Genomic DNA, 10,724 nt, shown 5'->3' with positions numbered 1-10,724 from the left:
TTTTGCCAAACCGCCTAAAGCTCAGTAAATTCAGCAAAGTTCAGGGTTTTGGGGGTTAGAGGCATGCTCTACGCCTATCCCGCGTGCTGCTACTACAGGCAGGGAAGTCATGCTGACGTTGGAGCTCCCGGCACTGCACGAATCGGTGATAATATTCCTACCTCTCATTCCTACCCCGGTGGGTGCCGACCATGCCAGATTTTCTGCCCTACGCCTACTTTCAGGGCCAGATTGTCCCTTTTGCCGAGGCGAAGATCTCCATTGCCACCCATGCTCTGCACTACGGGACAGCGGCGTTCGGCGGCCTACGCGGGATCCCTGATCCGCAAAACCCGGATCAAGTTCTGGTGTTCCGTCTGGATCGCCATTGCCGACGACTGAGTCAAAGCGCCCGCCTGCTCTGTTTTGATCTCCCTGCTGAACGGATTGAGCAGGTGATCGTCGAGCTGATCCGAAAAAACCGTCCCTCCACGTCTTTCTACATCCGCCCCTTGGTGTACACCTCCGACCTAGGCATCTCGCCGCGGCTGCACAACATTGAGAAAGACTTTTTCGTGTACGGCTTGGAACTGGGGGACTACCTCTCGCCAGAGGGAGTCAGTTGCCGCATCAGCTCTTGGGCCCGGCAAGAGGATCGCAGCCTACCATTGCGGGGCAAGATCACCGGCGCCTACATCACTTCCTCTTTGGCCAAAACCGAGGCGGCGCAGGCTGGCTATGACGAGGCCATTTTGATGAACTCCCAGGGCAAAGTGAGCGAAGCCTCGGGCATGAACATCTTCATCGTGCGCAATGGCGTGCTGATTACCCCCAGCTTCGACCAAGATATCTTGGAAGGGATCACCCGCGACAGCGTCCTCACCCTGGCCCGTGATCTGGGGATCCCTACCCAAGAACGGCCCGTTGACAAATCGGAGCTATTGATTGCTGACGAGGCCTTTTTAACCGGCACTGCTGCCAAGATCACCCCCATTCGCCAGATCGAGCAGTACGTCCTGCCCCCCTCCCGCCCCATCACCGAGCAGTTGCGGCAGAAGCTGACGGCAATTACCGAAAATCGGGATCCCGTCTATGCCCATTGGGTGAAGGTGATCCCTCTGAAAGAAAGCTAGTCCCTAGTCGAGGGGAGAAGCGTCATTATTAAACTGAGCACTCTAGATGGGTAGAGGGGGATCCCTTGCACGAAATTTCCATTACCTGGGCCGACTACCACCGCAAAATCGAGGAGTTGGCCGTCAAAGTCTACGAAAGCGGGTGGGAATTTAACCAAATCGTCTGTATTGCCAAGGGGGGGCTGCGCATCGGCGATACCTTGGCCCGTCTTTTCGACCTGCCCCTGGCTATTCTCTCAGCCTCTTCCTACTCTGGGCCCGGTAACCGCCAGCGGGGGCAACTGACCTTCTCGCGGGATCTAGCCATGACCACCGCCAACCTGGGCAGCCACGTGCTGTTGGTGGACGATCTGGCAGACTCCGGCATGACCCTAAAGCGCTCTGTCCACTGGCTCAAGCACCACTACGGCTTCTACATCGAGGAGATCCGCACCGGCGTACTGTGGTACAAGGCCGCCTCCGTCTATCAACCCGACTACTATGTGGACTATTTGCCGGATAACCCTTGGATCCACCAGCCCTTTGAGCCCTACGAGCAGATGACGCCCCAGCAGCTGATGCAGTTGCTACGCTCTTCCGGTTAGTTGAATTTGCTCAAATTGGCTTGCTCGCGGCGCCTGCAGTGTCTAACGTCAGTTGGACTTCTTGGCATGAGCTGTCTACTTACGATTGCCCACCCCCACTGCAAGCTCTGTTCCCCAGAAAAGTTGAATGACTTGCTCGTACAACAGAAACCACCCAGACCTGGAAAGCTCCTTGCTCAACACAAGCAAAAGAGCAAAATTCGGATCCAACTTTCTAAACCGATATCATGTCTGCAACTTTTTCCAGATCTGAAGGATGAATCGCAATAATGTTTAGAGCAGAAACTGGGTATTGCTGAGGTCTGACCCTAGTTAGCTTATTCAGGAAACGATTGTACGTATAAAACTCATAGCCTAAAGGCTCCAGTATTTTAGCTGTAGCAGTTCCGGTAACCTTGGAGACATGTTTGTTCTCGAAAATAATGATAGGGTGGCCGGCGGCAAGTAATTCTAGCCCACCGGAGACAACCTGCTCTTCTGCACCTTCTGCATCAATCTTGATGAGATCAATCTGGGGTTCACCTCTCGAGCGCCAGACAGAGTTCAGAGTAATGAGATTTACAACCTTTCCATCATTCGATACTTGTTCCGGCCTTTGCTTTGAATCGCCGATAGAGTTGAATACACTAGCTCTTTCTTCTTGTAACTGAACAGTGCCTTCATGATCCCCAGCGGCGGCTTCTATGAGGAAGACAACATCCTCTAGGGAGCTGGCACTTATTGTCTTCCGCATACACTGAAGACAAGAAGCCGTGGGCTCAATTGCGATCACACTACCTGTAGGGCCTACCCGATGTGCAGCAAGGAAAGTGTATACCCCAACATTTGCCCCTACATCGATTACATTCATCCCTGGTCTTAAAAAGTGCTTGCAGAAGCTAATCTCGTCCTCAAACCATTCTCCTTGAGTAAGTAGAACGCGCGTGACAACACTCGAGAACGAAGGCTCGAGGGAGAGTCTGCAGTTTTCATAGTCAAAATAGAGATCGGGCTGCGCAGGGAAAGAGGCTGTTTGCACTTGAGACACAACCTCCCACAGTGCAATTTCCTTGACCAGGCATGCTTGGCGATGAGTTGGATCAAGGCTAAGTATATGGTTAATTGGTATTAGCCCTTCTATCTTTTTCTGCGAGAGAAGCTCAATCGCTACCGCCAGAGCTGCTTGTCTATCATCTGGGTTTATCGAATAAGCTAGGTTCCAAAATCGCATGGCTTCTGGGCTGTACACGACCCCAACGTGAGCAGCCATCCACTTGGCTAGATAGTATAGGTAACTGTATTTTGTATAAGCACCCGGATCCGCAGAACCTTCGCTTTCAACCCAGATAGGAACATCTGTCAACTGAGAAGGTTGCATACTTTGTGCTTCCGTGCATAGAAATTCTAGGAGAGCGTAGGCATCTTCAAAAGCGCGAGAGCGATCGCCCAATACCAATAGGGCATGGATTCGGTTTAGCCAACACGGAACATGATAGGGATCCCTTGCCAAGCCCCTTCGCCACAAAGACAGCGCTTCTTCCCAAGCGGATTGGTGCGTTGAAACCGAAGCATCAGCACTTAGGGATCGAATGAGCTGGATCCCAGCTTGATTCCATTCATCTGGAGTTGAGTACAAGTCGTTGGGGTGAAACGTATAAGTTTCGTGGGATTTACCTTCGAGAATGTGGAAGAAAGCAGCTTCCATGCTACGAGCGTGTTCTCTTGGATCCCAAATCACCGACCAACGGCGAGAATCCTTAATTTGCCTTTTGATCCGATTAATCCACTCTGGATCATTACCCAGTTGGATCCCGCGCTGGATAAACTCTTCTACCGACCAAGTAATGCAGTCTTCAAGACCAATATTTTTGAGCAGACTGTAGCTCATGCGGCCGTAGTAATGGCGACCTACCAAGGTGAGAACTGGCACGCCCATGTAGAGAGCTTCCATAGTGTGGGTTGCGCCTGTGTAGGGGAAGGTATCTAAAACCAGATCCACCAGAGCCAGTTGGCCGCGATGCTCTTCTGCTCTTCTGGTTCTAGCCAGGAACCGGACGCGATCTAAAACACCTAATTCTTTAGCTCTTTCTTGATAGTGTCTGATAATCGTAGCAATTTCCCCTGCGCCTTTGACAATGAGGACTCCATTGGGAACAGCCTTTAGAATTTGCAAGTGAGCATTGATAGAATCGTCAGTGCGCTTATAGGAGCTGGCCGCAGTAAGAAAGACGACGTCTCGCGTGCTTATTCTAAGCTCGGTTTCGAAGTTTATCTCATCGGCAGGGATAACGTCCAGATGCTCGACAGCGCAGTAGCTAGGCAAACGGATAATTTTCTCATGGTAATCGGCCTGAGCATCTCCGGGAAGAATATAGGGGTCGGCAAAGAAGTAATCAAACTCCGGCAGACCAACAGCATCTCCTCCCAGCCAACCAATCTGTATAGGGGCAGTTCGCAAAGCCGCTATAACGTTGGCATCCTGACTGGTAATGGAGTCCATGAAAACCATAATATCGATGCGATCCTCACGAGCTTTTGCAGCCACCTGGGGAGGTTTAACTTCTTCAGTAAAGAAGCGGAAGTAAAGGTTTTGATGTGAGCGAAACTTTTGATACATGTTGTCATAGCTAGCCACTTCTTCATTCTCTCGGCCTTGGTAGCAGTAGTAAGCAACATCTAACAGTTCACGAGATAAGTTTCGCAAAATGGCTTCGCTGAGAAAGCCTACTGAGTGTCGTTGGAAGCATTTGCCAAGAAAGCCGACTCGCAGTTTGCGACTGCTTGGGTTAGCTCTTTGATAGGCTTTCTGGTTCTTCTGCCAATACTCTGACCAGAGAAAATCTCGCTGGGAAGCCATTAGGCTTAGACAATCACTAAAGATCCTACCGGCAAGCTGCTGGTAATAACGAATTAGGGATCGATCATCAGTTAGGTAGCCCCAACAAACGCAAACCCGGAAGAGAACAACCTTAGCCGCAGTCAAGCTCTCAGGAAGATTTTCGTCACTTACTTCTAGAGAATTCAAGTCAATCAATGTCGATGAAAGAAGATCCATGATCTTCTGGATAGCAAAGTTTACACGTTCGGATCGGGCGGCGTAGATCAGCTTTCCTAAAGATTCTGCTAGAAGAGCTAGGCGTAGGGTAAAGTTCTCTTGCACCTGGGGGCTCTCGGCTGCTGTGAGAAGAGCTTCCCCCAAGGTGGAATAGCCATCGCTGGTAGAGTGCTCGAAAAGAGCAAAAGCTACTTTTTGGAAGAAGTCGTCGACCAGGTTCTCTATCGTCCACAAACCTTCATAGCGCCCCGCCTGCTCGGGATCTGCCGCATGAGCCAGTTGGGCTAGCAAAGCAGCAAATCCTGATTTTTGACTCCCCGGCAGATGAGCTTGTAAGGCTGTGGCCAGCTCAAAAAACAAATCCAAGTAGCCGTCATCCCAGAGTCGAGTGAGCAACTGGGTCAGGAGTGGCTCTTGGGTGATGTCCAAGGTCTCGTCGTCTTCCAGACTGGCCAGGCTCTCTAGCAAAGCCTGCCCGTAAAAGCCTACGGCCAGCTCGTCTTGAGCTTGCAAAGCCTGGAACAGCAAAATCTGAGTATTATCCCGCCGACTTGGTTCCAGCTCGAAGGCCATCTCCCGTAGCTTTAGGCAGACCTGGAGTCCCTGCTGTGGATCCTGCATGCGGCTATTTTCCAGACGGCCTGCGAGGGATAGTAGTAGCTCCAAGACCTTCTCGCGGGGCAGGATCCTTGCCTTTACCAGGGGCGTGTAGGATTGGTAGGCGAGGCTTAGACGGTTGGAAATCAAAACTTGCTCCAGCGCCAAAAGGGTGATCGCTACTGGGTCAGACGGGGAAGCCCCTCCATCCAACTGCAGGGGTGGGGAAAGGTCAAAGAAGCCCCACAAAAACTCTCGCCAAGCATCTGCATCTTGCTCTGAGTACAGGGCGGCCAGCCATTCTGCAAAGGCATCGGGAGACTGCTGAAACAGTTGCTTGGCTTTTAGGATCCGGGCTTGCAGCGCAGGGTTCATGGGTCGAAGGGAGAGCACTGGTCTTAATCTGCCACGCTGAGACCGACTTGGCTAAACTACTGACTCTTTTCAGGCCCACCCCGTAAAGATCCGCAATTGTGCTCAGGGGCAGACTGTTATGAATCGCCCTCAAGCGGGGTAAGTTAGCACTGGCAGGTGAGCTGCACAGTTAACTCTCCAGTTTGTCAAAGGATCAAGTACCCATGAGCGCAAAATCTCGTCAGTCTCTGTTGCGGGCCAAACTGGCTCAGCAAATCCTCTCTAAAGCCAAGGGCTTTACTCTGATCGAGCTGTTGGTGGTGATTGTGATCGTGGGCGTGCTGTCTGCGATCGCTATTCCGCAGTTCTTGAACCAAGTCCGTCGTTCACGCGCTGCTGAGGGTCAAACAGCCTTGACGGCTGTCTCCCGTGCTTCCGAGGCTTACCGCCTTGACACGAGTGTCTACCCTGACTGGAAAAACATCGACCCCAAACAATGCAATAGCACTGCCAGGGCTAAACCTGACTACTGCGGGGTAAAGGGTGACAAGTTCCTGAATGACCCGTGGGTTGCAATTACCCCTATCTACAAAGAGCCTGAGTTTAAGAACGCACCTGGAAGCCAGAAGGGTGTGAGGATCACAACGGAGGCTGACACTGGTAAAGGGCCTGCCTACGTCAACCTTGGCAACAAACCTATTAAGTGTGAGATTGGTCTTGGGGATCAAGCCACCGAAGTTCAGCAGAACAGTCAATACTTTGTGGGTCGCTCCTGCAACGTGTTTGACGCTGACTAGTCAATACCTTGTTGCAGATCGCTTCTGCGGCCTGCTTGGCTAACTTTATATGACTTGGTCATCTATTTGGCTCCCCATACCGGGGAGCTTTTTTAGTGTTCTATGATGTCGGGAGAGATTCCCAGCTCTGTAGTTTTGACGCAAGATGATCTAGCGGTTGGCGGGCTTGAGTTATTGCCTCTCCAGACAACCTCGACCCAGGATGTGGGCGGATTAAGGGGAAACTTTAAACTGCTTTGGGAAGTTCAGGGATGGAGGTCGATCAACCAAACCTTAAACTGATCAACAGAAACGCTCTCAAATACTACAGCTATCAAGAAGCCTGGAGACGCATAAAGCCGGCATAGGCAGAGGGATTTCTTTTGGAAGTGTGACCATCGTAGAAAGTATCATTACTGACCGCTTGACTTCTCACCTAGTCAAGGTTGAGAAGTTCATTCCTAGTGCCCAAAACTACTCGTTCTAATGTACTCGGATCCACCCCCAGTTTCGCAGTCTTTGGGCAAGGATTGCTACTCGCTTCGAGTTCATTGCTGAGCAGCCCCTGTGCAGAGAGCATGATCTCTGCTAGTTGCTCGCTGGTGAGGGAAGAGATCTTTTCTTGGACTTTCTCTTGGGCCAGCATTTTTGCACTCAGGACGAGTAGATTAAGCCATAGGTCAACTGGACAGAGTGGATACAGTCGCTAGCAACTGTGAAGGATAGTGAATGCGAGTGAGGATCCCCTTCTCTGTGAGGTTTTGGTTGATTGTGAAATCGTCATAAAGTATAAACTTTTGATAAATGTCTACCAGCTCGTTTGTATTTCCTAAGCAGTAGGCATCTCTTGAGAGCAGATGAAAGGGAACTCGAATGGGATTAGATTTTGAGCGCCACCAATAGTCAGGAAAGTTTCCCAGTTGGGCGTATTTTTTGTAGTAGTTCTGAAATCCGCAGTTTAAGTAGTGCAAAATAGAAGGGGATGATGTTACTAAGGTATGATCTTCTGGAATATCAAAGCTGTGTACGCTATTGGGCAAAAGAGTGAGATGGATCCGAGCTGCTGACTTTCCATTTTGATAAGCCAAAAAGTATTGGCTCTTACCGGAGATGCTCTGAAACTCAGCATAGAATCCGGGATCCAAAATAGCAGGGTTTTTCTTAAATAAAGTGACCTCGCGGAAGTAGTCTTCGATCTCAAACGCTTCAGGAGCTGCCTCGTAGTTTAAGAAGTGAACTTGCAGTATATCGTTATCTAGTTGGTCAAACCAGTCTAAAGTAAGCGCCTCGCCGAGATAGAAGAGCTCATCCCCATCAATATGAATAATCCAATCCATACCTTGCTCAAGAGCGAGTTGTATGGCGGTTTCTACATTAAGAATCTGGCGAGCCATGACCTCATAGCCAGCATGAGGGCCATACTTTGGGTAGAGAACATTTCCCAGTGCTTGTTGGACTTGCAAAGCTTCATCGTTGGGAATAGCCGTTACATTGGAAAACTTAAGTGCTACCTGAACAGCGAGATCCTCCGGATCGTCAAAGAAGATATAGATATGGGCGATTCCGAGAGCAAGGTGATAGCGAATGAACGACTCCAAGCACACCCCTGGATCCCGAACGGTGGTCACAATACAGACTCTGGCCATAGTGGAGCTGCAAGCCTTTTAGGTAAATTGCTTGGATCCTAGCCAAGTATTGACGGTAAAGCGACTATCGGCAAAGGCTTGACTATGACTAAATACCGGCAGGATCTCGTGCAAACAACTGCTGAGGAAGAAGACGATGCTATTGTTGGTCGGGATCACCTCATCGTAGGCTCCATAGAGAATTGGCGGATGGGGCTTTCGTCTTTGGGTGTCGTAGATGCGCAGCTCACCTCCTCGGTAAGGCTTTGGCTCTTTGTGGAAGTAGTACACGCAGCTCACCTGACGGAAGGCTGTTTGCAGGTAGGAATTATCGATGTGGGGGACGAAATAACAACTATCATAGCTGGCAATCATCTCCATCTCAAAGATTTGAATGTCGAAGTTCTCGATGCCTAGCTCAGCGAAAATCTGGGGAGCAACAGCCGCAATTTTTTCCCGCAGCAGGGCTCCATACTCCTGAAAGTGGGCAAAGTCCAGCCGCAGGGAGCGACGAAATTTTAGTGACTCGGCCTCGGTGTTGTTTTTACTATAGCTTCTGGAAGGAACAAACTTGTCCTGGTGGGTAATTGCATGCTGGAGAATGGCTTGGTTGATCTCTTGAGGCAGGAAGTTGTCCAGCTTGATGTATTTACAGGGGTAAAACCGGGTGGGTTCTGAAGGATCCGGCTGAGCAAAGGTGAGGGATACCGGGTTAGCAGACAGTAGTGATCCAGGGCCGATTGTTTGGATATAAGCAAGATCCTGTTCGGTTAAGACCTTGTGCTGGGGATCCCAAGTGAGGAGATGGATCCCTTGGCCTAGATTGGGCAAAATCTTCTGCAGGTGAAAACTGGGATCCACCCCCATCAAATCTAGGTTGGCTTGGGCTATGGCTCCGTAGCGGCAATGGTTAACTAAGTATAGGGCTAAGTCAGCCAAGTAATTCCGCAGTAGCAACGATCGAAGTAGATGGGTGCGATAATCGGTGAGCTCAGTCTGGAAGCAAACGCCAATCTGGGTCTCTGGGAACCAGTGCCATAGATCTGCTAGAAGGGCAGGAACAGAACCTTCCAAAAGTAGAACCCGTTCTTCTAATCCCAATTGAGAAATTTGAGTTTGGATATCTTCCGTGCTAGTTGGCTTTTCGGATGAGTTCTGCAGAGGATCCCGCAGAATCACCGCCAGCTTTTCAGTATAGCGAAGCATTGCCTGCAGAATAGCTGCGGACTCTTCCCAGCCAATCTGGCAGAAGATCTGTTGGGCAGGGAGACGAGCTAAGGCCCAGTCCAATAGCTGGGTGAGACTCTGGGTTTGCTCCAGTTCTAAGGCAAGATCCTGTGCGAGGTCTTGGCGCTGCATGGAGAGGGATCCCTGACGTCTGCTCTAGCTTAATGTACCCGGATCCACCCCCAGTTCTCACAACTTTTAGGCCAGGCGCTCAGCCCTTTGCTGCTCCAGTTCAGCCTTGGCAGGCATCAGTTCCCCAGCGGCAGTGGCCCACAGAATCCAGGTGGCCTCCTACCCTCCCACTTCGCTGGGTACAGCCTCAAAACCTCGCTCGGCATGGGTGGTGGAGATGAGCAAGTCCATCTGGCACGTGTGCCGCCAGCTTTCCATGGGTATGCCATTGTCGTAGGAGAGCTCGTCTTGGGTAGGGGCCATCCAGGCAGGTAAACTGGATTCGGCTCTTGCAGACAGGGATCCATGGGGTTGCTTATAACCTATGCTCGGCTTATCGTTTTCCAGGGCAACAGAGATCCCTTGTTGTTGTGTCCAATCCTAGTAGCCTGTAGGAGCTAGAAGAACCTGCCGCTCAACTTGGGGAGTCGAGAAATGCAAGACATCAAGGCCAATGCTCCGCGAATTCTCCTCAATTGGCCAACTCCGCCAGACTATATCCCGCCCCCGCAGCTTTCAGATCGGCAGGTCAGTCTTTGCCCCAAGAGGAAAGCCAAGGGCTTTGGACTAAACTTTGTCAATCTCTCTAAGGAATTGGTGGAGTGCCCAGAGGGAGACTATGACCTCTATGACTTTGTGCAGCAGTCTGAGCAAATTACAAATAAGGAGTTTGACCTAGTTATTGTTTGGACTTCCAGCATTGACCAGAGTAATCCCCTAAATACAAGGAAGTTTAAATGCCCCACACTCTTGCTAGCTGGAGACACCCACCACTGGGAGTTTCCCATCAACCATCTCTTGGCCTACTGGGCTACTGAAGGCTTTGATTACGTCGCTACTGCCTATAACTTCCAGCATTTGCACTGGTTTGCCGCAGCAGGCGCTGAGAATCTTGCCTGGTTGCCTCTTATCTCCATGCGCACTGTTACCCACGATTGGGTGGAAGATAGAGAAAATCAAGTGGTCTTTATCGGCCAACAGGGATCCCGCCATCCCAGGCGTTGCCGGCTGGTTCAAGCCATAAAGAATGCAGATTTGCCCATCCTCATCAAAACAGCCAACCGCCAAGAGGCAGCCAAATGGTTTGCCCATTCTCTGATTTCCTTTAACTGCAGCCAAAATGGGGATCTGAACTTAAGGAACCTGGAAGTGATTTCTGCGGGGGGCTTTCTGGTTACTGACCAGCTCTCCTTCGCCTCAGGATTGGACGAACTTTTGGCGCCCGGCACCTACTGCGACACCTA

At 50.7% G+C, this 10,724-nt stretch carries 8 protein-coding genes; 4 read left to right on the top strand and 4 right to left on the bottom strand.

The annotated features are described in order from the left end of the window. Positions 1 to 191 precede the first annotated feature (191 nt). Together NW839_RS13245 and NW839_RS13240 are read left to right on the top strand one after the other, a co-directional pair. Positions 192 to 1,112, top strand: a complete 921-nt coding sequence (locus NW839_RS13245; RefSeq protein WP_011432133.1) for a branched-chain amino acid transaminase — start codon at positions 192 to 194, stop codon at positions 1,110 to 1,112. Between the two features lie 65 nt (positions 1,113 to 1,177). Next, on the top strand, positions 1,178 to 1,696 hold the full coding sequence (locus tag NW839_RS13240) for a phosphoribosyltransferase (protein WP_414329088.1): 519 nt from the start codon (positions 1,178 to 1,180) through the stop codon (positions 1,694 to 1,696). A 214-nt stretch (positions 1,697 to 1,910) separates the two neighbouring features. Here NW839_RS13240 and NW839_RS13235 read toward each other — a convergent pair whose 3' ends face one another. Further along, positions 1,911 to 5,702: an FkbM family methyltransferase gene (locus NW839_RS13235; RefSeq protein ID WP_414350103.1), complete on the bottom strand. Its 3,792-nt coding sequence runs from the start codon at positions 5,700 to 5,702 to the stop codon at positions 1,911 to 1,913. Positions 5,703 to 5,905: 203 nt separating this feature from the next. Between NW839_RS13235 and NW839_RS13230 the strand changes: the two genes are divergently transcribed. Then, positions 5,906 to 6,478, top strand: coding sequence for a type IV pilin protein (locus NW839_RS13230; protein ID WP_414350104.1), 573 nt, complete (start codon positions 5,906 to 5,908; stop codon positions 6,476 to 6,478). A 659-nt stretch (positions 6,479 to 7,137) separates the two neighbouring features. On the opposite strand, the gene NW839_RS13225 is transcribed toward NW839_RS13230, so the two are convergent. The 3 genes from NW839_RS13225 to NW839_RS13215 all read right to left on the bottom strand — a co-directional run bounded on the left by NW839_RS13225 (position 7,138) and on the right by NW839_RS13215 (position 9,744). Then, positions 7,138 to 8,061, bottom strand: a complete 924-nt coding sequence (locus NW839_RS13225) for a glycosyltransferase family 2 protein (protein ID WP_414343507.1) — start codon at positions 8,059 to 8,061, stop codon at positions 7,138 to 7,140. Positions 8,062 to 8,121: 60 nt separating this feature from the next. Continuing rightward, the gene (locus NW839_RS13220; protein WP_414350106.1) at positions 8,122 to 9,441 is read right to left on the bottom strand and encodes a 2OG-Fe(II) oxygenase; all 1,320 of its coding nucleotides are present in this window, start codon (positions 9,439 to 9,441) and stop codon (positions 8,122 to 8,124) included. Between the two features lie 159 nt (positions 9,442 to 9,600). Further along, positions 9,601 to 9,744, bottom strand: a complete 144-nt coding sequence (locus tag NW839_RS13215) for a hypothetical protein (RefSeq protein ID WP_011432125.1) — start codon at positions 9,742 to 9,744, stop codon at positions 9,601 to 9,603. 171 nt (positions 9,745 to 9,915) lie between these two features. On the opposite strand from NW839_RS13215, the gene NW839_RS13210 reads away from it, so the two are divergent. Next, on the top strand, positions 9,916 to 10,724 hold an 809-nt coding region (locus NW839_RS13210; protein WP_414380705.1), incomplete at its 3' end, for a glycosyltransferase.

It is taken from the genome of Synechococcus sp. R5-15 (assembly GCF_047462035.1).
Classification (GTDB): domain Bacteria; phylum Cyanobacteriota; class Cyanobacteriia; order Thermostichales; family Thermostichaceae; genus Thermostichus.
The sequence above is the reverse complement of the archived record's forward strand: the minus strand, read 5'-3'. Positions and strand labels throughout refer to the sequence as shown.